General features: G+C 63.5%; 21 protein-coding genes and 2 tRNA genes. 9 read left to right on the top strand and 14 right to left on the bottom strand.

Annotated elements, in window-relative coordinates; translation table 11 throughout:
* The first annotated feature begins 1,147 nt into the window (after positions 1-1,147).
* The 4 genes from FJ319_05025 (at position 1,148) to FJ319_05010 (ending at position 5,854) form a co-directional block, all read left to right on the top strand.
* Entirely contained in the window at positions 1,148-1,381 is a 234-nt protein-coding gene (locus FJ319_05025; protein MBM3933649.1) for a hypothetical protein, read from the top strand.
* Between the two features lie 43 nt (positions 1,382-1,424).
* A complete protein-coding gene (locus FJ319_05020; protein MBM3933648.1) occupies positions 1,425-1,679 on the top strand; it encodes a hypothetical protein in 255 nt (84 codons plus the stop codon).
* A gap of 444 nt (positions 1,680-2,123) precedes the next feature.
* A complete protein-coding gene (locus tag FJ319_05015; protein MBM3933647.1) occupies positions 2,124-4,262 on the top strand; it encodes an RNA-binding transcriptional accessory protein in 2,139 nt (712 codons plus the stop codon).
* Positions 4,263-5,140: 878 nt separating this feature from the next.
* Entirely contained in the window at positions 5,141-5,854 is a 714-nt protein-coding gene (locus FJ319_05010; GenBank protein MBM3933646.1) for a GNAT family N-acetyltransferase, read from the top strand.
* A 71-nt stretch (positions 5,855-5,925) separates the two neighbouring features.
* On the opposite strand, the gene FJ319_05005 is transcribed toward FJ319_05010, so the two are convergent.
* The 3 genes from FJ319_05005 to FJ319_04995 all read right to left on the bottom strand — a co-directional run bounded on the left by FJ319_05005 (position 5,926) and on the right by FJ319_04995 (position 9,620).
* Positions 5,926-6,156, bottom strand: a complete 231-nt coding sequence (locus FJ319_05005) for a hypothetical protein (protein MBM3933645.1) — start codon at positions 6,154-6,156, stop codon at positions 5,926-5,928.
* A 572-nt stretch (positions 6,157-6,728) separates the two neighbouring features.
* A complete protein-coding gene (gene lon / locus FJ319_05000) occupies positions 6,729-9,209 on the bottom strand; it encodes an endopeptidase La (protein MBM3933644.1) in 2,481 nt (826 codons plus the stop codon).
* 3 nt (positions 9,210-9,212) lie between these two features.
* Complete coding sequence (locus FJ319_04995) at positions 9,213-9,620, bottom strand: Hsp20/alpha crystallin family protein (GenBank protein MBM3933643.1); 408 nt, start codon at positions 9,618-9,620, stop codon at positions 9,213-9,215.
* A 183-nt stretch (positions 9,621-9,803) separates the two neighbouring features.
* Between FJ319_04995 and FJ319_04990 the strand changes: the two genes are divergently transcribed.
* Complete coding sequence (locus FJ319_04990; protein MBM3933642.1) at positions 9,804-10,553, top strand: DUF4145 domain-containing protein; 750 nt, start codon at positions 9,804-9,806, stop codon at positions 10,551-10,553.
* A gap of 88 nt (positions 10,554-10,641) precedes the next feature.
* The gene (locus FJ319_04985) at positions 10,642-11,937 is read left to right on the top strand and encodes a citrate synthase (protein MBM3933641.1); all 1,296 of its coding nucleotides are present in this window, start codon (positions 10,642-10,644) and stop codon (positions 11,935-11,937) included.
* A 97-nt stretch (positions 11,938-12,034) separates the two neighbouring features.
* Here FJ319_04985 and amrB read toward each other — a convergent pair whose 3' ends face one another.
* The 8 genes from amrB to FJ319_04945 form a co-directional block, all read right to left on the bottom strand.
* Positions 12,035-12,766 carry an AmmeMemoRadiSam system protein B gene (gene amrB / locus FJ319_04980; GenBank protein MBM3933640.1) on the bottom strand — a complete coding sequence of 244 codons (732 nt, stop codon included), beginning with the start codon at positions 12,764-12,766 and terminating at the stop codon, positions 12,035-12,037.
* 192 nt (positions 12,767-12,958) lie between these two features.
* Positions 12,959-13,264 carry a hypothetical protein gene (locus tag FJ319_04975; GenBank protein ID MBM3933639.1) on the bottom strand — a complete coding sequence of 102 codons (306 nt, stop codon included), beginning with the start codon at positions 13,262-13,264 and terminating at the stop codon, positions 12,959-12,961.
* A 441-nt stretch (positions 13,265-13,705) separates the two neighbouring features.
* Positions 13,706-13,780: transfer RNA gene (locus tag FJ319_04970), tRNA-Gly, on the bottom strand.
* Positions 13,781-13,810: 30 nt separating this feature from the next.
* Positions 13,811-13,886: transfer RNA gene (locus FJ319_04965), tRNA-Phe, on the bottom strand.
* Between the two features lie 176 nt (positions 13,887-14,062).
* Positions 14,063-14,926, bottom strand: coding sequence for a hypothetical protein (locus tag FJ319_04960; GenBank protein MBM3933638.1), 864 nt, complete (start codon positions 14,924-14,926; stop codon positions 14,063-14,065).
* 6 nt (positions 14,927-14,932) lie between these two features.
* Positions 14,933-15,136, bottom strand: coding sequence for a hypothetical protein (locus FJ319_04955; GenBank protein MBM3933637.1), 204 nt, complete (start codon positions 15,134-15,136; stop codon positions 14,933-14,935).
* A 62-nt stretch (positions 15,137-15,198) separates the two neighbouring features.
* Positions 15,199-15,693, bottom strand: coding sequence for a hypothetical protein (locus FJ319_04950; GenBank protein MBM3933636.1), 495 nt, complete (start codon positions 15,691-15,693; stop codon positions 15,199-15,201).
* A 424-nt stretch (positions 15,694-16,117) separates the two neighbouring features.
* Positions 16,118-17,533, bottom strand: coding sequence for a hypothetical protein (locus tag FJ319_04945; GenBank protein MBM3933635.1), 1,416 nt, complete (start codon positions 17,531-17,533; stop codon positions 16,118-16,120).
* Between the two features lie 360 nt (positions 17,534-17,893).
* On the opposite strand from FJ319_04945, the gene FJ319_04940 reads away from it, so the two are divergent.
* The 3 genes from FJ319_04940 to FJ319_04930 all read left to right on the top strand — a co-directional run bounded on the left by FJ319_04940 (position 17,894) and on the right by FJ319_04930 (position 21,315).
* Entirely contained in the window at positions 17,894-19,387 is a 1,494-nt protein-coding gene (locus FJ319_04940) for a thioredoxin-dependent thiol peroxidase (protein ID MBM3933634.1), read from the top strand.
* Between the two features lie 35 nt (positions 19,388-19,422).
* Positions 19,423-20,268: an amidohydrolase gene (locus FJ319_04935; GenBank protein ID MBM3933633.1), complete on the top strand. Its 846-nt coding sequence runs from the start codon at positions 19,423-19,425 to the stop codon at positions 20,266-20,268.
* Between the two features lie 147 nt (positions 20,269-20,415).
* The gene (locus tag FJ319_04930; protein MBM3933632.1) at positions 20,416-21,315 is read left to right on the top strand and encodes an aminoglycoside phosphotransferase family protein; all 900 of its coding nucleotides are present in this window, start codon (positions 20,416-20,418) and stop codon (positions 21,313-21,315) included.
* A 169-nt stretch (positions 21,316-21,484) separates the two neighbouring features.
* On the opposite strand, the gene FJ319_04925 is transcribed toward FJ319_04930, so the two are convergent.
* From FJ319_04925 to FJ319_04915, 3 genes are read right to left on the bottom strand one after another with little or no spacing between them, the layout of a single operon-like run.
* Complete coding sequence (locus FJ319_04925) at positions 21,485-22,477, bottom strand: hypothetical protein (protein ID MBM3933631.1); 993 nt, start codon at positions 22,475-22,477, stop codon at positions 21,485-21,487.
* Entirely contained in the window at positions 22,474-23,379 is a 906-nt protein-coding gene (locus FJ319_04920; GenBank protein MBM3933630.1) for an ABC transporter ATP-binding protein, read from the bottom strand. Before FJ319_04920 ends, FJ319_04925 begins: the two co-directional genes overlap by 4 nt.
* Positions 23,376-23,765: a GntR family transcriptional regulator gene (locus FJ319_04915; protein MBM3933629.1), complete on the bottom strand. Its 390-nt coding sequence runs from the start codon at positions 23,763-23,765 to the stop codon at positions 23,376-23,378. The genes FJ319_04920 and FJ319_04915 overlap by 4 nt, the downstream gene beginning before the upstream one ends.
* Between the last annotated feature and the right edge of the window lie 39 nt (positions 23,766-23,804).

The following is a 23,804-nucleotide window of genomic DNA, read 5'->3' as shown; positions in this document are numbered from 1 at the left end:
CCCGTCGCTCCACTCGCCCGCAAGGCGGCGCCTCCCGCGGGGGCCCCGGCCCCCGCCGCAACAGCGCCTCCCGCGGCGCGCCGGACCGGCCCTACAGCCGTCCTGCCGGCGGCGCGAAGGGCCGCCCGCCCATACCCACGGAGCTACCGCGCTCACCGATAGGCAAAGGGTCCGGCCAGGGCGCAAAGCGCTCCACAGAGCGCTCCGCTCCCGCATACGACAACCGCAAGAAGCCTGAAAACGCCACCCCCAGGGACGCCGCCCAACGCCGTGGCGGCCGCCGCGCCAAGCCCTAAGCAGCCTGTCGGACCCCGCGACTACCTTTCTTCACCTAACCCCATCTCTCCGACTTCAGAGAGAAGGCCCCGATGGAATCGGGGTGAGGGCGAAGCCCACAGACTCCCTGCTGAGCCTTCGGCTCAGATTCGATCCTTATCCATGATTCCTGCCCCATCTTCTTTCTCCCCCTCGATGGGGGAGATGTCCCGGCTTTGCGGGACAGAGAGGGTGACCGGGGTTGGGTAAGTCAGGCGGGTCTCCCTCCTCCCCGAGGCAGAGGCCTTTGCCGCTCTGGGTCCGCCGCGGCGGATGAGGGCCACGGCAGTTCTGCCCCATTCTTACCTCTCCCTCGACGGGAGAGGTCGACCGGCGCCCTGGCCGGTCGGGTGAGGGTGCATGCTGTTCGGCTGTCCCCGTACCCTGTACCCCGTACCCCGTACCCCCCAAAATCCCCCTCATCCCGTCTTGACACGTGCGCTTCTAATGACCATAATGGAGCCGTATTTCATCCTTGGGAGGGTCCCAATGTCTCAGCGCAAACAGTCCAATACGTTTCGAATGGGTTTCAACCGCCCCGGTATGGCCGGCGCCGTCATGGCTTATCACGCCAGCCACAACACCTCGTCCATACGGTTACGCGGCAGATTCTCAGGAGAAACAAAAGCATGTGCGGAAGGAATTCGACTCCAAATATCATAAGCGTTGAGGTCTTCTCTTGCGAGACAATAGAGGACCTTAAAGCCCTTACGGTGCTGCTCATCAGCACCTCTCCCCGGCCTGCCGGGTCACAACTGAATATTCCGATCGAGCAGATCAGGCCCTGGCCGCAGGGCGCCGTCGTCGCAGACACAAGTGACGGGGACAGATTATGATTATTCTAGAAGGTAACGACTCAAACGCGGCCAGGAACACGCTCGACACTACCCTGCCTGCGGATGAATACGACACAATACCGGACCTCGCGCCCATAAAGGTGCGGACGAGAGTCATATCGCCACCCCGGCCCGCGCGGGACGGCATCGAAGAGGTAGAGCACATCACAGAATTCGCCTCCTGGCCGGAGGCACAAGCACCGCAAGTTCGAGGTGAGGAGCTAAATTGAATAAGTTCGGACTCCTTGCCGAGACGGAAAAGGAGTAATTAACATGACGACGAAGCTTAGAAGAGGTGTGACAGCGGAGGGAGAGGCAGCCAAGCGGCTCCGCCTCCAGCTCGATTTCTCCCCCGAGGCCCACGAGAGGCTCATGCGAATCCGCGAGCGCTCGGACGCCTCCACCAACGCGGAGGTCGTACGAAACGCCCTCCGTATCTACGACTGGTTCCTGGAGCAAAAGGTAAAAGGCGGCAAGCTCCAGGTAGTCGATGGCGACACCGTCAAAGAGGTACAGATCCTCTTCTAGGCAACCCGTCACCGTTAACAAATCACGAACCCGCCCCAATTTACTCGGGACTGCTGATTTCTGTAGCCTGCGCGATTCATCGCGCCTGTACTGCTCGCCGGGTTTGCCTGTACGCAACCCGGGCGATGGGAGTTTGAGGGCGAAGCCCTCAGGGATCGGTCCCCCCTCTCTCTGAAATTGGAGAGAGGGGGCTAGGGGGAGAGAGGTCGGGGGCGCCGGCCCTACGCACGCCGCCCTCATCCCCAGCCAACCTCGCGCTCCGATCCTACGCCGTCACGCGCCCACCGCCCTCGGACATCCCCTCTCCGCCCTCCGCGACCTCTGCGCGTAATCCCCGGCTGTTCAACTCGTAATTCGTAACTTGTAACTCATAATTTTCCCTTGACCTCTCCCCTCCTCCGCCGCATGATGGATACGTTCAACTCTCCTTTCACGGTGCACGCCATGACCCAGACCTGCGCCGCCAAAATCGCTGCCGAGCTCGCCGTCCGACCGCAGCAGGTGGACGCCACCGTCGGACTGCTCGACGGCGATGCTACCGTACCCTTCATCGCCCGCTACCGCAAGGAGGTCACCGGCAGCCTGGACGAGGTGGCCATCACCGCCATCCGCGACCGCGTAGGCCAGCTCCGCGAGCTCGACAAGCGCCGCAAGGCGATCCTGAAGTCCCTTGAGGAGCGCAACCTCCTGACGGACGCGCTCAAGGCCGATGTCATGGCCGCCGAGACGATGGCCGCGCTGGAGGATGTCTACATCCCCTACAAGCCCAAGCGCCGCACCCGCGCCACCATCGCCCGCGAGAAGGGCCTTGAGCCCCTCGCCATGCTCATCTACGCCCAGCAGCGCAATACCAACCCGTTCGCGGAGGCCGCCGCCTTCGTCAGCGCCGAGAAGGGTGTCGCCGACCAGGATGAGGCGCTCGCCGGCGCGCGCGATATTATCGCGGAGTGGGTCAGCGAGAACGCGGATGTCCGCGCGAAGCTCCGCGAGCTGTACGTCACAAAGGGCGTATTCGTCTGCCGGATGGTCGAGGGCAAGGAGGCCGACGGCGCGAAGTACCGCGACTACTTCGAGTGGGACGAGAACGTCGCGACGGCCCCATCCCACCGCGTCCTCGCGATGCGCCGCGGCGAGAACGAGGGCTTCCTGACCCTCAAGACCGTCGCCCCCGAGGGCGAGGCGATGTTCGCCGTCGAGCAGCTCGTCGTCAAGGGCGAAAGCCCGGCCGCCCGCCAGGTGCGCGAGGCCGCCGCGGACAGCCTCGCCCGCCTCCTCTCGCCGTCGATGGAGACGGAGGTCCGCCAGTTTACCAAGGACCATGCGGACCTGGATGCCATCCGCGTCTTCAAGGAGAACCTGCGCCAGATCCTCCTCGCCGCGCCCCTGGGCCAGAGGAATGTGCTCGCCATCGACCCTGGCTACCGCACCGGCTGCAAGCTCGTCTGCCTGGATAAGCAGGGCCGCATGGCCCACAACGATGTCGTCTACCTCCAGGCCTCCGAGGCCAAAATTAAGGAGGCCGCCGACAAGGTGAAGGCGCTCGTCAAGAAGTTCAAAATCGAGGCCGTCGCCATCGGCAACGGCACCGCCAGCCGCGAGACGGAGGCGTTCGTCCGCGCCCTGGACCTCGGCAAGGACATCGCGATCGTCATGGTCAACGAGTCGGGCGCGTCCGTCTACTCCGCCTCGGACGTCGCCCGCGAGGAGTTCCCCAACCACGATATCACCGTGCGCGGCGCAGTCTCCATCGGCCGCCGCCTCATGGACCCCCTCGCCGAGCTGGTCAAGATAGACCCCAAGTCCATCGGCGTCGGCCAGTACCAGCACGATGTCGACCAGCCCGCCCTCGCCGGCGGCCTGAACGATGTGGTCGTGAGCTGCGTCAACGCCGTCGGCGTGGAGGTCAACACCGCCAGCAAGCAGCTCCTCACCCACGTCTCCGGCCTCGGACCCCAGCTCGCCCAGAACATCGTGGACTACGTGGGCGCGAACGGCCCCTTCAATTCGCGGAAAGAGCTCCGCAAAGTCCCGCGCCTCGGCCCCAAAGCCTTCGAGCAGGCCGCTGGCTTCCTCCGCATCCGCGATGCCGCCAACCCGCTCGACGCCAGCGCCGTCCACCCGGAGAGCTACCCCATCGTCGAGGCCATGGCCAAGGACCTGGGCTGCACCGTCGCCGAGCTCATGCGCAGCCCCGAGCGCCAGGCCACCCTGGACCTCAAACGCTACGTCACGCCCACCACCGGCATGCCCACCCTCGTAGACATCCGCGCGGAGCTCGCCAAGCCCGGCCGCGACCCCCGCGAGACCTTCGAGGAGTTCAAGTTCGCGGACGTCCAGAAACCCGAAGACCTCCGCCCCGGCATGAAGCTCCCCGGCATCGTCACCAACATCACAGCCTTCGGCGTATTCGTAGACGTCGGCGTCCACCAGGACGGCCTCGTCCACATCTCCCAGCTCGCCGACAAATACGTCAAAAACCCGGCCGATGTGGTGAAAGTGGCCCAGAAGGTAATGGTAACGGTGGTCTCGGTAGACCTGGAGCGGCGCCGCATAGCCCTAACCATGCGCGGCGGAGGAGCTTAAGAGAGGAAGATTAATCGCAGAGTTCGCAAAGCACGCAAAGGTAAGACGGAGAGGGGGATTTGGGATCCTGTTTCTCCCCCTCGATGGGGGAGATGTCGCCGCTCCGGGCGACAGAGAGGGTGACTGGGGTGGTGATAGGCTGGGAGGCTCTTCCTCCTCTCCCCGAGGGAGAGGTGTCGCCGCTCTCGGCGACGGTGAGGGCTAAGGCTGCCGGCTCCCGGACCGGCCCACGGCTCACTGCCCACAGCGGCCGCCCCTTCACCGCACCCTTTCCCCTATTTTGGCATCCAATCCCTCACACCCCAACCCAAACCACACGCCGCCATGCCCGACCAACACAACCGCATCGAATACACGTTCATCAAACGCCTCGTGGGCGAGCCCTACTACCGCCTCCTCGACTACGCCGTCGACGTCTGCCCCACCATCTCCTTCAGCGCCGTCCCCCATTGCGGCGGCGACGAGCTCAGGTTGACCACCACGACACTCGAGCTATTCGGCAAACTGAAGCCGTTTCACGAGAAGACCTACGTGCACACCGAAGAAGGTTACCGTCCAAGGACCATATTCAAGCATCGCTACAGCCGCGAGTGCGCCGAAATCCTCAAGCCCGTGGCCGAATGCATAGACGACTGGTATCTGCTAGGCCTTCCGGAAGACCTCACGATCTATCGCAAAGACGGCTCCAGGTGGCTGGAGATGTGCTCACGCGAGGACTTCACCACCATGTTCCTGACCCATGAAGAGCACGACCGCCTTGTAGATGCGATCCCTGAGCTCAGCCCGGCGCTCGCCCCGGACAGCGACGACCCGGACGTGATCCGCCGGAATCACATTGCCACGCTGCACGACCTCACGGAATCTGAGGATGTCCAGGAGTGCCTGCGAGGACTCATAAACCTCAGGACCTATGTGTCGGAAGAAACGAACGCCGCGCTCGTGAGGCTGTGCGACAACCGCGATGTAGACATCGCCCACCAGGCCGCCCGGTACCTGGCCGAGCGCAAACACCCCCAAGCTCAGGAACTGCAGGCGCGGGTGTGGGCAAGGGCGAAGGAGTCCCATTGAACGTCCTCAGCCCCGACTTTCCCACAATCCGCCCCCTCCAGCGCCGCGACGTGGATGATCTCGCCCGAGCGTTCTCCGCCACCGACCCTCGCAACAAAACCGTAGCCCTCTTCCAGCGCTACTGGAACGAGAGCGCCACCGGAGATCGGTCCGTCCTCGTCGCCATCCTCAACGACACGCCCGTTGGTTACCTGACCGTCGTCTGGCGCTCCCCCTACCCGCCCTTCCGCGACGCCGGCATTCCGGAGATCGTCGACTTCAACGTCCTTCCCAGCCATCGGCGCAAAGGCATCGGCGCCGTCCTGATGGACGCTGCGGAGAACGCAATCGCCGAGCGCTCTCCGGTAGCGGGCATCGGCGTCGGGCTGGACCCCGGCTACGGCGACGCGCACCGCCTCTACGTCAGGCGCGGCTACATCCCGGACGGCCGCGGCCTATACCAGAACGGCAAACACGCCATCTACGGCGATACAGTGGTCGTCAACGACGGCCTCTGCCTATTCTTCACCAAGCGCCTGAAATAGAACAGCAGAGGGCGGCCGGGATTCCGACCGCCCTCTGCTTACTAAGGCTCCTGCAGATATCGACTCGCTCCCTACACCGCCACGTCATCCCGCCCCGACGCCAGCGTCGCCATCAGTTCCGCGCACACCGCGTCGTCTATGGACCGCTCCCTCCGCAGCCTGTCCACCACCAGCGCCGCGCTCGCCCGCTGCGCCTCCCGCCCAGCCGCGTCGTCCAGCGACACGAACCGCAGCTCGCATGCCTCCGCCACCAGCCCGCGCCGGCACAGGATGTGGCCTACCTTCCAGATGAGTTTGTCCATAGTGCCGTAACGCCGGCGGCCGGCCCTCGGTCCATTGGCGAGCTCGCCCTGTTCCCCGACGCAGGCGCCCTGTGCAGGCTTCGGACCATCCCCTGTCCCCTTCCTGCCTTCGGCGGAAGGGGAAAGAATCAATGAAGAATCTTGGGCTCCGCCCCAGACCCCGGCTCGGGGCTTCGCCCCGTACCCCACTGAGGGCAAGGCCCTCAGACTCCCAAGTTATCGGGCCGGAGGCCCGATCGTCGATCCTGACACCGGCTTCCATTTCCCGGATTTGTTTCTCCCCCTCAGGGGGAGATGTCACGGCTTTGCGGGACAGAGACGGTTTCGCCCTTTTCCTTTCTCCTCGTGACGGGGGAGATGTCGCCGCTTTGGGCGACAGAGAAGGTGACCGGGGTGGATGTGGATGGGTGGCTCTTCCTCCTCTCCCCGAGGGACAGGCCTTTGCGGCCCTGCGCAAAGGGTAAGGGCTATGGCTGGGCGGCTGTTGGCCCTGCCCCCTCTCTCTCCGTGCACGGTCGAAGATCCCGTATGCACCATCGGGAAGAGAGAGGGCCGGGGTGAGAGATGTCTCTTCACCCCGCCGCCTCCACCTTTGTCTCCGCCGACTTCCGCGTCCGCGTTTTGGCGGCCTCCAGCGCGTTATCCAGCACCTCGCTTACCGTGTCGGCAAGCACGACCTTCAGGGTGTCGCGCAGCTCCGGCGGAATGTCGTCGATGTCGCGCTCGTTGCGCTTGGGCAGGATGATCGTCTTGAGCCCCGCGCGGTGCGCCGCCAGGACCTTTTCCTTGATGCCGCCCACCGGGAGCACCTTGCCGCGCAGCGTGATCTCGCCGGTCATCGCCACGTCGCTCCGGACGCACCGGCCCGTGACCAGGGACGCCACTGCCGTCGCGATGGTGACGCCCGCGGATGGTCCGTCCTTGGGGATCGCGCCGGCCGGGACGTGGACGTGCACGGCCTTGTTTTCGAAGACCTCCGGGCGCACGCCAATGGCGGCGGCGCTGGATCGCACGTACGATAGCGCCGCCTGCGCGCTCTCCCGCATGACATCCCCGAGCATGCCGGTTATGATGAGCTTCTCCTCGTGAGCCGGCATCAGCGCCGCCTCGACGAACAGGATGTCTCCGCCGACGGGTGTCCACGCCATGCCGGTCGCCACACCAGGACGCTCCGTGCGCTCGGAGACCTCGTCCTCGAAGCGCGGGCGTCCGAGGTACTTCACAACCGCAGCAGTGTCGATTGTCGTCTTTGCCTGGCCGCCTTCGGCGATGTCTCGCGCGACCTTGCGGCAGATGTTAGCCACCTCGCGGTCCAGGTTGCGCACGCCGGCCTCGCGGGTGTAGCCCCGGATAATGGAGCGAATGGCCTCCCGCCGGAACATGATCTCGTCCTCGCCCAGCGCGTGCGCCTTCATCTGCTTGGGAACAAGGTACTTCTCCGCGATGGACGTCTTCTCCTCGTCCGTGTACCCGGAGAGCTGCAGCACCTCCATGCGGTCACGGAGAGGCGCGGCTATCGTGTCCAGCGTGTTCGCAGTCGCAATGAAGAGCACCTGCGACAGGTCGAACGACACCCCCAGGTAGTTGTCCATGAAGCTGTGGTTCTGCGCGGGGTCCAGCACTTCAAGCAGCGCCGACGACGGGTCGCCGCGCCAGTCCGCGGAGACCTTGTCTATCTCGTCCAGCATGAAGACCGGGTCCATAGCCTCGGCGCGCCGGAGGTTCTGGATGACGCGGCCGGGCAGCGCGCCGATGTAGGTACGGCGATGGCCGCGAATCTCCGCCTCGTCGTGCACGCCGCCGAGCGACACACGGATGAACTTGCGGCCCAGCGCACGGGCAATGGACTGTCCCAGGCTCGTCTTGCCGACGCCCTGGGGGCCGACGAAGCACAGGATCGGCTCGCGTGCGACCTCGTCCGAGGGCGTCAGCGTGTGCGGCGCTTCCGTTTGCGGCCCTTCCGCAGGCGGCGCCTGGGCTGCCAGCCGGTCCTGCCGCAGCTTTTTGACCGCAAGGTACTCGAGAATCCTGTCCTTGATCTTCTCAAGGTCGTAGTGGTCTTCATCCAGAACGCGCCGGGCGAACTTGATGTCGATGTCCCCGCCGGTCTTCTTACCCCATGGAAGGTTGGCCATCCAGTCCAGGTACGTCTGTATGATGCCGTGCTCAGGGGATGCCGAAGGAATGGACGAGAGCCGTGATAGCTCGCGCTCGGCCTCGCGACGCGCCTCGGGTGGCATCTTCACCTCTGCGATCTTCTTGCGAAGCTGCGCAATCTGCGGCTCGCCGCCCTCGTCCTCGCCCAGCTCCTTGCGGATCGCCTTGAGCTGCTCGCGGAGCACGTACTCTCGCTGGGCTTTGCTCATTTCCTTTTGCGATTCCGTCGCGATCTTCTGCTTGACCCGCCGGACTGCGAGCTCGTGCTGGAGAATGTCGACGAGCTTCTCAAGCTTCTCGTCAACGGTGTTCATTTCGAGGATTGCCTGGCGGACAGAGGTTTGGATGGGCGTGGCCCCTGCGACGAAGTTGGCAATCTGGTGGGCGTCGGACATACCGTCGATGACGGGGACCATCTCATCCGGCATCTCGTCGCTGAGCCGCACGAGCTCCTTGAACAGGTCTGCCACCGCGCGCGCCAGCCCCTCAGCCTGCACGCCGGAAGACTCTATTGCGGGAGCGCGCTCAATTCGGGCACTCGGGTACGGCTCGCTGGACACGTACTCGTTGACCCGGATGCGCTCCACGCCCTGGATCATCAGCCCCACAGTGCCGTCCGAGCCTCTTGCGAGCTGCAGGATGACGACGGCAGTACCGATGCTCGGCAGCTCCTCTACCGAAGGCTGGGCGGGCGCCTCCTTCTCGTGCGCCACCAGGGCCATCATGCGGTCCTTGCTGCGCATTACGTCGTCGATCAGCCGGATCGATCGCGGCTGTCCAACCATCAGCGGCACGACAGCCATTGGGAAAACAACGGTGTTGCGCACGGGCAACACCGGGAGAACGTCTGGGATTGGCGGCGGGCCAAGGGGGACCGACTGCTGCTCTGATGTCATGAATTAGCCTCTTCTTGCCCTTGGCAAGGTGATCTGCAGGAGTCCGCTCTGGTACGCAGCATTAACCCTGTCCGGGTCTACCGGCGACGAGAGCTCTATTTCCACGCGGAACTGCCCCTGGCGAATGCCGGCGGACCGGTAAGCCCCCTGCTCCGGCATCGGAGGCAGGGTCCGGTTGCCTTCGACCACGAGCGCATTGTTGTAGAGAGTGACCTCAGCGTCCTCTTCGCTCACGCCCGCGAGCTCCACCGTCACGATAATGGAGCTCTCCGTCTCGTACACGTCCGCTGCCGGTACCCAGCAGGTCTGAGAGAGGGTGTACCCGGAGGCGTGCATGCGCCTGAGCATGGGGTATGACCCTGCGTCCTGGACCACTACTTTGTAGCTGTAAGAGACCTTGCGGTACCGCATAGAGACGCCCCTCCAGAGCTGACGCGAACATAGGCCTATTGCGAGTGTAAGTCTGTGCCACTCCGCCGTCAATCAACTGGCGGGGCATTGGACATACCTTGAATAAGAACATGCCCGCATGAGAAACTTTGCGACAGATTCTAAACCTTGCGCCGCGCGCGCAGCCAGGCGGTCTGAGAGAATATGGACTTCGGGCCACAACAGTTCGCTGTCATTGCCGGTATACTAGTGTTCCTCGCCCTCCTCGCGTTCGTCCGCGTCACTCTCGCCAAGCGGGGCCTTTCGAATAAGAGCAAGAAGAAAGAGCAACGGGAGACCAAGGCCGCTCCTGCGTCAATTGTGAAGCGGACGAAGCCCCGGCCGGCCGCCCGCAAAGGGAGGCTCATACAGGACGTGCATGAGCCGGAAGACAAGGACCCGGCGCCGGAAGACGAAGTCGAAGAACCCGAGGAGCAGATAGAAGTACAGCCACCGGCCAAACGGAAGCGAAAGACGAAAGCGGCCGCGCAGGAGGCCGAAGAGAACGGCAACGGGTCTTACATGGGCGACCTGGTGGAGTTCGCCGAGCGTGCAGGGTTCGATGTGCCAATCACCATTAACCCGGAGATAAAGGCCGTCGCGCAGGCTTCGCCGCGCGCCGCCATACCTCTCGCGTGGGCGCCCGTCGAAAACGAGCTCGATCTCGCCGTGAAGCGCCTGCGGCTAGTTGAAAAGGGCGAAGAGACCGACGCCTTCGAGAACATCAAACGCCTGTCGGACGCGGGGGCGGTCAACCCAACAGCCGTCTCCCTGCTCCACAAGATGCGACAACTACGTAACAGCGCGGCCCACGATACGAAGATACGTATGCCTTTGACTACTGAGGACGCCATCAGCTACAGCCGGCTGGCCATGTGGCTTGAAAGGGAGATCGGCGGCAAAAAGGCCACATAGCCGTTCAGCAGGAATACTGTACTTGCCGCTACGTAGCTACAGTGCTAGACTTCCCCTAATCTAAGGCCCGCGTCCCACGGAGGCACTGATGCCATCCAATACCCTGACCGTTGTCGATAACCGCACGGGAAAAACTTACGAAATCCCGATACAGGAAGGGGCGATCAGGGCGACAGACTTACGGCAGATCAGGGTTACGGACGACGATTTCGGGCTGATGAGCTACGACCCGGCGTTCAACAACACTGCCTCCTGCCGCAGCGCGATCACGTACATCGATGGGGACGCCGGCATCCTCCGCTATCGTGGCTACCCCATAGAGCAGCTTGCTGAGAAGTCCACTTACCTGGAGACGGCGTACCTGCTGATCTACGGGGAGCTGCCGAACAAGACCGAGCTTGCGAAGTGGACCCGGAACATTACCATGCACACGATGCTCCATGAGAACATCAAGAAGTTCATGGAGGGGTTCCGCTACGACGGCCACCCGATGGGCATCTTCCTCAGCACCGTGGGGGCGCTCTCCACCTTCTACCCCGACGCGCGCCTGGTGGGCGACCCGGTGTCCCGGGAGATGCAGACCTATCGCGCCATCGCCAAGATGCCGACAATTGCGGCGTTTGCTTACCGCCACAGCCTGGGTTTCCCGTACATCTATCCGGACAACCGTCTCGCCTATCCCGGCAACTTCCTTAATATGCTGTTCCACCCCATGGCGGACGTGGAGTACAAGCCGAACCCGGTGGTAGAGCGCGCGCTGGACGTGCTTCTGATCCTGCATGCTGACCACGAGCAGAATTGCAGCGCGAACGCTATGCGCAGTGTCGGCAGCTCCAAGGCAGACCCCTTCTCCGCCATCGCCGCCGCGAGCGCCGCGCTCTACGGCCCCCTTCACGGCGGCGCGAACGAGGAAGTGGTGAAGATGCTGCAGAAGATCGGCTCGAAGGACAGGGTCCCCGAGGCGATCAAGCGCGCCAAGAGCGGCGAAGAGCGGTTGATGGGCTTCGGCCACCGCGTCTACAAGAACTACGACCCGCGCGCGAAGATCATCAAGCAGATAGCCGATCAGGTCTTCCAGGTGGTCGGCCGCAACCCGCTGATAGATATCGCGCTGGAGATGGAGCGCATCGCGCTGGAGGACGAGTACTTCGTCAAACGCAAGCTTTACCCGAACGTTGACTTCTATTCAGGCATCATCTACCAGGCGATCGGGTTCCCAACGGCAATGTTCCCGGTGCTCTTCGCCATCGGCCGCACGGTGGGCTGGCTGGCGCAGTGGCGGGAGATGATAACGGACCCGGAGCAGAAGATCGCGCGCCCGCGCCAGATATACACGGGCCCAGAGGCACGCAGCTACGTGCCAATGGAGAAGCGGGGGCAGTAGTTGGTAGTTAGTGGTTGGCCAGAAAGTAACAGGGGCGGCGATCAATCGCTGCCACTGTCTTTTTGTATCTGGCTGTTGACCAACTACCAACTACCAACTACCGCTCCCGCCCCCACAACAGTGCGCCCACAATAGACACAATCGACCCCGCTTGCTGGTCTGCCGGGCACTGATCGTAACCCATGGACTCGCCTCTTGCGGCGCCGTTCAGATAGCGGAGGGCCATGTAGATCGGCGGGAGACCGCATATCTTTTTCTGGTCTTCCTCCGCCCGCGAGATCTCGAAGAACCTGTCGGCATCCCCGACGCAAATCGCCTCAATGGACGCGGAGTCCTTGTCCATGATCGCCGCTTTGGCCGCGGCGTTGAGGGCGTTGGGATCACCGAACGCCGGACCCACGTGGGCGAGGTCGCCGGCGGCGATGACTATCGTATTCTTCCCCTTTGTGGCCTCCCTCAGGTAGTCCACCGCAGCGCCGATCGCCCTGTCCTGGCCCGGACCGGCCTCGCCGGTGATGAACTGGTGGAACGAGCCGCACAGGATGGGCACAACAGGGACCGTCCGGCCTCCGGCGGCGTAGTGGAACCATACCGCGGCCAGCTCGATTGAGTGCTCGTTAATGTGGTGGAGTTCCTCCGCGAAGGCTTCCGAAGGGCCGAGAACATCCGCTAGCCCGTCCACGATATCCCTGTCCGTCGGCAGCGTCCCCAGCGGCGTCGCATAGTTCTGTCGCGTGGGCGTGAGCCTGCCGGGGCCGCCCGCGTGGTCGGTGCCGAAGATAATCGCCAGCTCAACGTCCTTCAACGCCGCCGCGCCCCTGTTCCACATCTGTGCGTAGCTCTTGCCGCCGCGCTCGTAGTCAATGTGCGGGGAGATAACCCCCGCAAGCCTGCGCGTGTCTGCATGCTCAGGCGCCGGTGCGGTGCCGTGCCGCTGCAGGGCCGCCGCCAGCGCGCGCTTGTCGGAAGGATATACTGCGTCGGCGTGGGAGAGCTTTCGGTGCCGCTGGGCGCGGAAGCTCTATAGGGCGTCCGCCGCGGCCTGACGGTACTTGTCGCTGTCCAGCACAAACGCGGCGCCGAGCTCTGCGATGAACTTCCTCACCTGGCTCGGCGGCAACTCTATGCCGGCGCGGAGGGCAAGGGAGGTGCGCAGAGCCGTAAGGTCGCGCGTCCCGTCGCAGAGAGCGAGGAGGGGCACCAGGTACTGCGGCACCAGGACGGTCTTTTCGGAGAGTTTCAGGGGGTCGCGTAGAAAAAGATACGGCTGCCCCCGGTGCTGGACCCACTTGGGGTCAACGGGGCGCAGCTTCGGCTTCGCGGGCACTTGAATCTCGGTTGTCGTAGGGTCACACCTCGTGGGTCGAATGAGGGCGCGGCTTGCCGGAAAGCCGCCGGCGTATCACCGGCAGGGCGCGCGGGCAGGCTACGCGCAGGGCGCGAGAAGTGAGAGCCGCGCGAGCCAGATGGTCTGGTCAATTTGGCAGGAGTCGCATAGCTCTCGCAGCCAATACCCTTCGCAGCACTCATCGGTGTACTCCGCGTGGACCAAGCCGGCGCACCGCTCGTGCCGCCTGGGCCAGGCGCCTTCGAAGCACTCCGGGCAAAAGGAGTTGCCGCGGGAATGCTCTGATTCTGCGAGCAGCAGAGCGTTAGTATTGGACTTCTGCATAGGTCACCGCTTCTGCTTATGTAAGGCCATTATCTTACTGCACGGTGCGATTGAAAAGAAAATGCCCCGACGAATCGGGGCATTTTGTGTTTTCAGTGGACCGGAAGACGGGATTTGAACCCGCGACCTTCTCCTTGGCAAGGAGATGCTCTACCGCTGAGCCACTTCCGGGCAGGTTTAGTCTAGCACACTGTTAGACAGTGGTGCCACGGGTCAGAATCGAACTGACGACACCGGCATTTTCAGTGCCGTGCTCTACCAACTGAGCTACCGTGGCGCATATCTAATGTTAGAGGCGGACCGGCATGCTGTCAAGGTGTCGCCACATACACACGCAGATTCAAATCATGTGTCGAATCCACCCCACGGAAATACCCGTAACACGGTGCCGGACATTGCCAACACACGGTTGCCCACGCCCCGCAGATCCCCCACCGATGTTGGACCCAGGCGCTAAGGATTCGGCACCGTGAGCCCCGGCAGCGCAATCCTGATCACATCCGTGCCCTCCACCACCGACGTGTTCTCTCCCCCCGCGAGGTCGTCTGCAACCGTAACCCGCTTCGTAGTGCGGTCCAGATGTAAGGCAAACGTCCTCGACGGCGTAGGAGTCCTTGAGAAGGAGACCGCAAACTCTCCGTTGGGGCCGAACGTCCCGCGTTCAATGGGGACCACGAAGTACGGCGATGTCTCCCGCGCCTCCACCTCCCACCCCGACCTTGGCGGCTGCGCCCCGTAAACAAAGGCGGCGACGTATGGGTACTCACTGGCCCACGACCCGCTGCCGACCGAATAGTTCTCGATACTCCCCGAGTTGAGACTGTAGCCCGTCGTCGGTCGCCTCCTGTCCACCACAAGCAGGAATATCCGACCCTCTGCGAATCCCCTGTCGTTGCCCACGGTCCGGACATGGTTCCAGAAGCCGTAGTCCTCCGGCAACAGCCAGGCCCGCTTCAGCTCCTCCAGATCGCCCGGGTCTTGTATGATCAGGACGACCGGCGTGTCGGACGTATTGGCGATTTCGCTGGCGCTCGCCGGTAGCCGCATGGAGGCAAACTCCCCCACCCAATCGTCCTCTCCTCTGTTGCGCGTGCCGCTTCGCCCGTTCTGCTCGATGTAAAAGTGCTCCGAAACGGCGTCCATAGTGAATGGAAAGTCCCGGAGCTCAAGGTTCGGATACTGCACGAAGGCCTCTATCGTATATCCGCCGCTCTCCAGCATTGCCAGCGTCGTGGTGAACTCAACCTTCTGGCTGGCATGGACCCTGTCGCCGCGCCACCTGATGTCTCCCTTTATGAATGCGCCGTTGCTGGGCACCGCCAGTCACACATCCACCGGCCCCTCGATGCTCTCCGTCGCCCTGTATGAGACCGTCGCCTCGAACGGCTCGTTCACGTCTGGACTACCGCTCAGCTCCAGCCGCAACCCGTCCCCCTCCTCACCTATGCCCATCCGCCCGCACGCCGCCCATCCCAGCGCCATCAGCGCCAGCAACACAACCAGCAGAACGCGTTGCGACAAACTCATACTCACAGTCTCCCTGACAGGCTCCGCCCCTCCCCAATTCACGATTCGCGATTCCAAATTCACTATTCGCCTAATATTACATACACTCTCCCCGCGCTCACGCTCCCGTTCACCGTATCTACAGGCGAGCCCACGATGAGGTCGCTGATGCCGTCGTCGTTTATGTCTCCCATGGCGCCGCCGCTGCCGCGGGTGCTCTTCGGCAGTCCGAGGTATACCACATCCGAGTACTTCCGGAGACTGTACCGGCCGGCCTTCAGAGGGCCGTTAAGCACGTAGGCCCCTTCGCCCGACAGAATAACGAGGTCCTTGAGCTCGTCCCGGTTGTAGTCCCCAATCGCCACCGCCAGACCGGCCTGGTCCAGCCACGACGCTCCGGCGACAGTTGTCGTCGCAGCCTCAGAAAGGGCCGGCTCGCCCGCGCCGATAGGCCCGGGGACCACGTAGACGAGCCCCGCCCGATAGTAGCCACCGGCCCCCCTTGCGACGCTGCCGTCACCAGGTCTTCGTAAACGTCCCCGTTCATATCTCCGATCGCCAGTCCGTAGCCGGACCATCCCGCGCCGTCCGACCACACAATCGTCGCCGAATCTCCAGTCGCGCCGGAAATGTCGTGCGTCCCGTCCGCAAGAGGGCCGAACCTGACGACCGTCCTGCTCTCTTCCCAGTCTCCGGTGATCCCAAGAACGCCGAAGGCCATGTCAACCGACCCGTCCGCGTCCAGGTCACCGGCGGCGATGCCGTAGTGGTGATCGCCTGCAAGGCGTCCCGTGAACGTAGTCCCTGCCGAGGAGCCGTCAGCCATGTCGTAAATACCGGCGGTCAGCGGTCCATAGAACACGTACACCTCGCCGCTCGGCGTCGCCTTCCGTTGCATGAATTCCTTGAACGCCGTGTCGTCAGGTTTGTGATAGGGCACGAAGGCCCACGGCGCGCTCACGATCAGGTCGTCCGCGCCGTCTTCGTCGATATCGGCAATTGCTACAATGGCCCCGAGTTGGTCGCTTGAGCCCGCCCCCGGATCGTTATGTCCGACCGTTCCGCAATAACGCCGCCCGCCTCGACCGGCCCAAAAAGCACGTGCACCGCCCCAGCCCTCGCTCTACCGTCGAAGCTCGTGGACGGTGCGCCGACTATTAGGTCGCCCACGCCGTCTCCGTTGACGTCCCCTACGGCGATGCTCTTGCCCGAGACCGTCTCCCCCGGCCCTCCGCTGAGCGTGAAGTCAGCCGCGTCGCTGAGGCTGATCTCCGTCGGCTCACGCGAAAAGCCCGGGACGCTCGTCGCGGTCGGCGCGGGCGTCGGCGAAGGAACAAGCGGGTTCTGCCCGAACACCAACGGCTGGGGAAAGTTCTCCTCGAACCCCGGCAAAGCCCGCGAAGACGCCAGCGTAATCCCCTGGAGCCCGTCGTGGGCCAGCGCCACGGACCCAGCCTCCTTCCCATTGATGTTCACCCCAATGTGCAGCACGCCGTCCAGGTCGAAGTCCCTGATCAGCAGCGGCACCATCTGGTACGCCGATACCGCCCTGTCCTGCACCTGCCACTCCGGCCTTGGCTCGCCGGTGGAAATGTTTAACGCAAGGTTGCCCAACTCCCCGCCGTCCAGCGTCCACGTATCGAGCGAGTACCGGTACCCAGTCGTCGGCCGCTTGGCGTCCACCAGCATCAGGTAGATGCGCTCATTTCGTATCTCGTCCGTCAAAAAGGTGCCCGCCCTGGAAAAGAGTTTGTGCCGCCGCATGTCCCAGTTGGCCAGGGAGACGTTGCGCAACATGCCCGCCCTCTCCATCTCCCCGAAGTCGGCCAAGCTCTGTATGACGATAAGCCTGGGCGTCTCCTTCTCGTTCACCAAGTTCATCTCCGATCCCGGCGACAGGTAGGGCCGGTATGTAGGCACCTTCGCCTCGTCGCTCCCGGCCGTGAGCACAGACCCCGACCCCTGGAAAGTCGGGACCGGATAGCCCTCCGGGCGCCACACCTGGCCCGCGTAGGCGTCCACCCGCCACATCCCCTCCTTCGGGAACACAACCGGCGCAGTGAACTCGTGGACGTTACCCTCCTCAAGCGCCTCGAACCTGCTGCTCGTCAGGCCCCGGATATACACCGCCCCCGGCGGCAACGCTATTTCCACGACGGCCGCGTGCCACCAGGTCGACTCGACCGCCTTGACCGAGACCGTCACCTCCACCGGCTCATTGACATTCGGCCGCTTGTCGAACTTGACGCCCACCTCCAGTTCCCCCTCCTCCGGAGGGCACGCCGTCCCCACCAGCGCCATAAGCATTGAGCACAGGACCAGCAGAACGCGGCGCCGTACTTTCATAGACGCCTGCCATCGGACAAGCTCCGCACTTCCCAACACGTAAGATACATATACTACGCATAAACCGCCCATTCGGCTTCATTATTTAATAACCGTTGCTCTTCTTTCGACACTCGCATATGGGCTGCTCCTCGGACATCCCCCGGACCCCCTTCAATCGCTACAGTCTGAAAGGGGGAAAAGTACAACCTCAGGGCTTCGCCCCGAACCCCAGCAAGGGCTTCGCCCTCTGCCCTCCCAAGACACGCCCAACCCATTCCCATCACAAACCTAACCTTCCCCATGTCTTATCTTTGCGTCCTTTGCGCCCTCTGCGATGAGATTCGTCACCGTATCCCAGTGCCCTATGCGGGTTAATCCGGCCCCTCTTCCCTCACTCCGCCCCTTTCCTGTACATTTACCCAGATTGCCCTTCTGAAAGGAGCTGAACTGATGGCTATGCCCAACGTTGGCGCGAAGGCCCCTGACTTTTCCGTACTCCAGACCGACGGCAAGAAGGTTGCCCTGTCCGAGTTCAAGGGAAAGAAGGTTGTGCTGTACTTCTATCCCAAGGACGACACCTCAGGGTGCACCAAGGAGGCGTGCAGCTTCCGGGACTCCGATGCCGAGCTTCGCCGCGCGGGCGCGGTGGTGCTGGGCGTGAGCGCCGACGACGTTGACTCGCACCAGAAGTTCACGCAGAAGTTCAACCTCAACTTCCCGCTGCTGGCGGATACCGACAAGTCGATCATCAACGCGTACGGCGTGTGGGGCGACAAGGTGAACGCGAACACGGGCGCGGTCAGCCAGGGCATCCGGCGCATCACGTACCTTATCGACGAGGGCGGCAAGGTGCAGAAGGTATGGCCGATTGTGACGCCGGACGGGCATGTCGCCGAGGTGCTCAACGCCATCAAGCACGGCCCCTACCCTCGCGTGGGCGCCGGAAAGCATACCTACGAATGGGTGGAGAACTTCCTGCAGCAGCCGGACTCCGAGAGCGCACGCAAGGGGTGGTCGCACCACGGCATCGTCGTATCCGAAACGAGCGACATTATTACCTACCACCAGGAAGACGGCAACGTGATGCGGTTCGACCGCAACGGCGTGTTCAAGAGCTCCTGGCAAGGGTGGTTCGCCGATGCGCACGGCATGACGATCGTGAAGGAGGGCGATGCGGAGGCGCTGTGGATTGCGGACAATGGCCGCAAGCGCATGTCCAAGTCTGGCTACGAGTACCCGGCCGTGCAGGCGCAGGTGATCGGGCAGGCGGTGAAGACCACTCTCGACGGCCAATCGCTGCTGAAGCTGCCGACACCGCCTCTTCCGGCGTATGAGAAGGGCAACTACATGCCCACCTGGGTGGCCGTGAACGAGGAGCGGCTCGGTGGGAACGGCGATGTGTGGGTCGCGGACGGCTACGGCCAGAGCATGGTCCACCGATTCAGCAAGGACGGCAAGTATCTGAGCACGATCACGGGTGAAGAGGGCTCGGCAGGAAAGTTCAACACGCCTCACTCCATCTGCATCGACCGTCGCAAGGGGTACCCGGAGCTGTACATCGCGGACCGCTCGAACGGCCGCGTGCAGGTCTACGGGCTTGACGGCAAGTTCCGCCGCGTGTTCGGCAAGGAGTTCATGACCAGCCCCAGCGGCATCGTGACCCACGGCCAGACGATGGTCATCGCCGAGCTGAAGGCGCGGATCACGCTCGTGGATATCAATGACAACTTCGTTTGCTACATCGGCGCGAATGAGTCCGTGGCGACGGCCGATGGCTGGCCGAACAACAAGGACGAGCACGGCCACCCAGTCCGGTCCAGGCTGCTGCAGCCGGGCAAGTTCAACAGTCCCCACGGGATTGCGGTGGACAAGAACGGCAACATCCTGGTAGCGGAGTGGCTTATCGGCGGGCGGTTCATCCGCCTCGAAAAGGCGACGATCTAGGCAAGTAATCTGCGGTTAACCTCCGAGAGGGTCCCATGGCTTCGATGCGTGAGTACATCGATTCCCACGTGCACGTGTGGACGGCGGACACGGGCCGCTACCCCTTCATCAAGGGTATGGACCCGGCTACAGCCGTGCCGCGAGACTTCCCGCCGGAGACGCTTCTGCGGTGGGCGAGGCCTTCCCGCGTAGGCCGCATCCTGATCGTCGGGACGAACAAGTACGGGACGGACAACCGGTACCTGTTCGACACTATCGAGCGATTCCCTGCGGTCTTCCGCGGCGCGCCGATACTGGACCACGCGGCGCCGGACGTCGCCGCGCAGATAAAGGAGGCGCTGCACAGAGGCGCCGCGGGGTTCCGGATAGTGCCGCAGAAGGACTACGCAAAGGGCTGGGACAACCCATCCGCATTCGCCGCCATGTTTACCGCGGCGGCGGACACCGGCCAGGCCGTCTGCCTCCTGATATCCCCGCAAGGGCTGGATGACACCGCCGCCATGTGCGCCCGCTACCCGGACACAACGGTCGTAATCGACCACATGGCGCGCGTCGGCGCGGACGGACCCGTCACGGACGCCGATACCGAGGCGTTGTGCCGCCTGGCCAAGTACCCGAATGTCTTTGTGAAGGTCTCCGCCTTCTACGCCCTCGGTGCGAAGTCGAAACCACACGACGACCTCAAGCCCCTCATCAAGAGCCTCGTGGACGCCTTCGGCACATCGCGCCTCATGTGGGGTAGCGACGCCCCTCACCAGCTGGTCCACGAGACCTACGAGGACTCGATCGCGCTCGTTCGAGACAGGCTGGACTTTCTATCCGAAGCGCAGCGGAGGGAGGTCCTCTGCGGCACAGCCGAACGCGTCTTCTTCTGGCGGTGAGGGAAGGAATTAAGCGCAGAGCTCGCAGAGGGGAGACGCAGAGTTAAGGCAGAGGGGGACAGGCGCCTTGTTTCTCCCCTTCGATTTGCGCGAGGGGTGAGGGCTACGCCCGTTCGGTTCTGAGGCCTTTCCAGGCACCACACACACATGACTTATCCCATCGACATCCTCCCCGCCATCCAATCCGCCCTGGACAACCACCTCCCACACCTGCGCGTCGCAAGCGCCAGCTTCCTCGCAGAGGGTTTGGATGGTCACGTCTTCCGCGCCGCCTCCACCCAGCTCGGCGACGTCGCAATCAAGGTCCCCAAGCGTCGCCGGGTCAGTAACGACCTTGAGGACAAGATCGACGCCTTCGACCAGCTCCTGCAGGAGGGTACCGTCTCCCGCCTGTTCGAGAACTCGGATGTCCCCGTCCACCGGGTCTTCGGCGCGTACCTGGACGAGGAGACGGACTTCGGATTCATCGTGTCGGAGTACATTGAGCACGACGGTTCGCCGCCGGCCTGGGTCGAGGTCGGCGAGATCGTTCGAGCGATACACGAGATACGGCCGCCGCGCGGCAGGCGAGTCGCTCAGACTGAGCCCACCCTTGAACTTACACTTGCCCACCTGCTCGACATGCGCTTCCGCGCCGTCGAGCGCATATTCGGCGTCCGCCTCGCCATGCCCCCAAAGGCCGAAATGACCGACATGCTCCGCTGGCCGGGCCGGGAGCGCCTCCTCCACATGGACATCCGCCCCGCCAACATCCTCACCCTCAACGGCGTCATACAGGCCGTCGTAGACTGGTCCAACGCCCTTATGGGCGACCCCGCCCTGGAGCTCACCCGCATCGACGAGTGCGGCTACCTCACCCACGACTTCCTGTCCGGCTACGGCGCCCCTGGCGACTGGCCGGACCGCATGCCCCGGAGCGTCGAAATCCTCTACCGGCTTTACACCGCCACTCTCCTCGCCGTCGTCTTCCACGACGTCAAAGGCGCGGGCGACGAACACCGCGCTTTTGCCCGCGTCATTGCCCTATGCGCCGCGTTCAAGACGTGAAGAACATGGCCGCAGTGGACGCAAAGCTTATGAAAGCGTTTCGGCGAATGAGCGCAGCTCGGCGGAGAAATCATGTGGTGGTGCATTTCTGTGGCAACCACCTCATTTAACTCTTCGACATCGTAACTCTCTGCGGTTAGTCTCCATGCCCGCTGCGGCCAATCTCCCATTACCTTGCTCTCCGTACGACCAGGCCCACGACCAGCGCCAGCAGCGCCGCCGCCGCGCCGACGTATATCCCCGACTCCATGGCCTGGAACTTCACCAGCCTGTCCGGCGGGTGGTACGTGAACCGCTGGGTGTACTCCCTGTCGCCTAGGCAGGCCAGAAAGGCCGCGCTAATCTCCTTCTCCGTCATCCCCTTCTCCATCCGCCCGCACGTCGCGTCGATCTGATCGATCTCCGCCTGCTCCACGATCTGGCCGGACTTGTCGACCATGGATATCGAGACGATCCACGACCGCTCCGGTATGACCTCCGGCCGCGGGCTCAACATCTCCCCGGTGAACATCGGCTGCCTCACCTCCAGGGGCGCGGTGAACGCCGGCCGCAGCACGTCGCCCACGAACACGCGCGCGACGAAGTAAAGTATGACCATGACCAACATGGCGGGTATCGTGCGGCGGCTCAGCACGCCGGCCGCCAGCGCGACGCCGAAGCAGAAGATCGCATACGCGAACGGGACCACGCTCGTGGCGCCGAACGTGCGGTTGAACGGCTCGTCCACGCGGAGCAGCGGTGAGTAGAACCACCCCTTCATCGCCGCATACGCCGCTGAGAACACTGCTATTCCCACTAATGCCAGCGCCAGCTTCGTAGCGATCCATCGCCCGCGCGTCACACTCTGGGTCCAGGCCATCCGGTAGGTCCGCTGCTCAATCTCCATGATGATCGGCGCGGCCGCCAGCACGCCCGCCGCCGACGGCAGGAACTCCAGCCACATTGTGACGGTGCTGAAGTCCCTGTAGCTGTCGATAAACCGCTGCGCCAGCGTCCCGCACCCTGACAGCCCGTCCGAGCGGAGGCACGCCGCCAGCCCGGAATCTTCGAACCGCGTCACCAGCGACGCCCCCGCCGGTATGATGAACGCCGTCAGCCAGCCGATAACCGCTAGCGCGATGATAAGCTCAATGCGATACTGCCGCCACGTTGCCCACGTCATGCGGTCACCTTCTCTTTCGGCCGCTTCGACGGCGCAGCGACGTCGTTGCCGCGCTCCAGGTACCCCAGGACGATGTCCTCCAGCGAAGGCTCATGCACCGCCCATCGGTCGCCCAGGACGAGCGGCCCGTCCAGCTTCACCAGAGTGGAGACCTGCTTCTCCGCCCTGCTCTGGTGGATCACCTCGTGCACCTTCGACGCCAGCGCCTCCTCGCCCACCGGACCAATGACGATGCGGTGCCCGGCGAGTATCTGGTCCACCTCGCCGAATATCTGCATTCGCCCGCCGTAGACCAGCAGCATGGAGTCGCACACGCGCTCAAGGTCGCCAAGGATGTGTGATGACAGCAGCACGGCCGCGCCCGTCTCGGCCACCGTCTCCATCAGCGCCTGGAGGAATTCCCGGCGCGCAAGAGGGTCGAAAGCTGCAATCGGCTCATCTAGGAGAAGGAGGTCCGGTCTCTTGGCCACCGCGAGCGTCAGCGCCACCTGCGCCTGCTGCCCTCCGGATAGCCGGCCCACCCTCTTCTTCATCGGCAGCCCCAGCTTCTCGATCCTGCGCCGCGCGAACTCGTCGTCCCACCGCTGCTTCATTAGCTTGCCCATCTTGAGGGTCTCTTCCACGCTGAAGCCCCTGTACAGCGGGTGCTCCTGCGCGACGAACCCCACTCGCGGCAGCACCTGCTCCGCCTCCTGTGTGGGCGATGACCCCAGCACCTGGACCGTCCCCTCCGTCGGCGCAAGCAGCCCAATAGCCAGTTCTAGCATCGTAGACTTCCCCGCGCCGTTCGGCCCCACCAGCGCCGTCACCTGGCCGGGCCGGAGGCTGAACGTGCACTCCTTCAGCGCCCAGTGCGAGCCGTATTTCTTGCCCAGGTTCTCAGTCCGCAAAACTTCGTTCATATGCCCTCTTTAACACGGCTCTCTCGCCGGGTCGAATCGAACAGAGCCACAATACTCTCCTCGTCCAGCCCGGCCTGGCGGGCCTCTTTGAGCCAGTCCAACAGCGACGCGCGCAATCCGGCGTGGCTGTCCAGCGGCCCAGCGGGCGAGCGGATTACGAACGTCCCCAGCCCGGGGCGTGTCTCGATAAGTCCCTCGTACTCAAGCTCGCGGTAGGCCTTGAGGACCGTATTCGGGTTTATCGCCAGCTTCCCCACAACTTCCTTCAGCGTGGGCAGCTGGTCGCCGACGTGCAGCGTACCGAGCAGCAGGGCGCGCTTAACCTGCTCCACAATCTGCAGGTACGGACTGACCCCGCTCCGCCTGTCGATGTACAACTCTATCATCTAAAGTCCTAATGTACTAGAATAGTAGATATTATGGGA

The sequence above is a fragment of the SAR202 cluster bacterium genome (genome assembly GCA_016872355.1).
GTDB lineage: Bacteria > Chloroflexota > Dehalococcoidia > Lucifugimonadales > VGZY01 > VGZY01.
The sequence above is the reverse complement of the archived record's forward strand: the minus strand, read 5'-3'. Positions and strand labels throughout refer to the sequence as shown.

Excerpts from the sequence above, each read along its gene's own strand:
- FJ319_04950 (MBM3933636.1), bottom strand. The coding sequence starts at position 15,693 with ATGGTCCGGCTACGGACTGGCGATCGGAGATATGAACGGGGACGTTTA.
- FJ319_04990 (MBM3933642.1), top strand. The coding sequence starts at position 9,804 with ATGGACTTCGGGCCACAACAGTTCGCTGTCATTGCCGGTATACTAGTG.
- amrB (MBM3933640.1), bottom strand. The coding sequence starts at position 12,766 with ATGTGGAACAGGGGCGCGGCGGCGTTGAAGGACGTTGAGCTGGCGATT.
- FJ319_05025 (MBM3933649.1), top strand. The coding sequence starts at position 1,148 with ATGATTATTCTAGAAGGTAACGACTCAAACGCGGCCAGGAACACGCTC.
- FJ319_05015 (MBM3933647.1), top strand. The coding sequence starts at position 2,124 with ATGACCCAGACCTGCGCCGCCAAAATCGCTGCCGAGCTCGCCGTCCGA.
- FJ319_04985 (MBM3933641.1), top strand. The coding sequence starts at position 10,642 with ATGCCATCCAATACCCTGACCGTTGTCGATAACCGCACGGGAAAAACT.
- lon (MBM3933644.1), bottom strand. The coding sequence starts at position 9,209 with ATGACATCAGAGCAGCAGTCGGTCCCCCTTGGCCCGCCGCCAATCCCA.
- FJ319_04925 (MBM3933631.1), bottom strand. The coding sequence starts at position 22,477 with ATGACGTGGGCAACGTGGCGGCAGTATCGCATTGAGCTTATCATCGCG.
- FJ319_05005 (MBM3933645.1), bottom strand. The coding sequence starts at position 6,156 with ATGGACAAACTCATCTGGAAGGTAGGCCACATCCTGTGCCGGCGCGGG.
- FJ319_04930 (MBM3933632.1), top strand. The coding sequence starts at position 20,416 with ATGACTTATCCCATCGACATCCTCCCCGCCATCCAATCCGCCCTGGAC.
- FJ319_04935 (MBM3933633.1), top strand. The coding sequence starts at position 19,423 with ATGGCTTCGATGCGTGAGTACATCGATTCCCACGTGCACGTGTGGACG.
- FJ319_04915 (MBM3933629.1), bottom strand. The coding sequence starts at position 23,765 with ATGATAGAGTTGTACATCGACAGGCGGAGCGGGGTCAGTCCGTACCTG.
- FJ319_05020 (MBM3933648.1), top strand. The coding sequence starts at position 1,425 with ATGACGACGAAGCTTAGAAGAGGTGTGACAGCGGAGGGAGAGGCAGCC.
- FJ319_04940 (MBM3933634.1), top strand. The coding sequence starts at position 17,894 with ATGGCTATGCCCAACGTTGGCGCGAAGGCCCCTGACTTTTCCGTACTC.
- FJ319_04955 (MBM3933637.1), bottom strand. The coding sequence starts at position 15,136 with ATGAGTTTGTCGCAACGCGTTCTGCTGGTTGTGTTGCTGGCGCTGATG.
- FJ319_04920 (MBM3933630.1), bottom strand. The coding sequence starts at position 23,379 with ATGAACGAAGTTTTGCGGACTGAGAACCTGGGCAAGAAATACGGCTCG.
- FJ319_04995 (MBM3933643.1), bottom strand. The coding sequence starts at position 9,620 with ATGCGGTACCGCAAGGTCTCTTACAGCTACAAAGTAGTGGTCCAGGAC.
- FJ319_04945 (MBM3933635.1), bottom strand. The coding sequence starts at position 17,533 with ATGGGCGGTTTATGCGTAGTATATGTATCTTACGTGTTGGGAAGTGCG.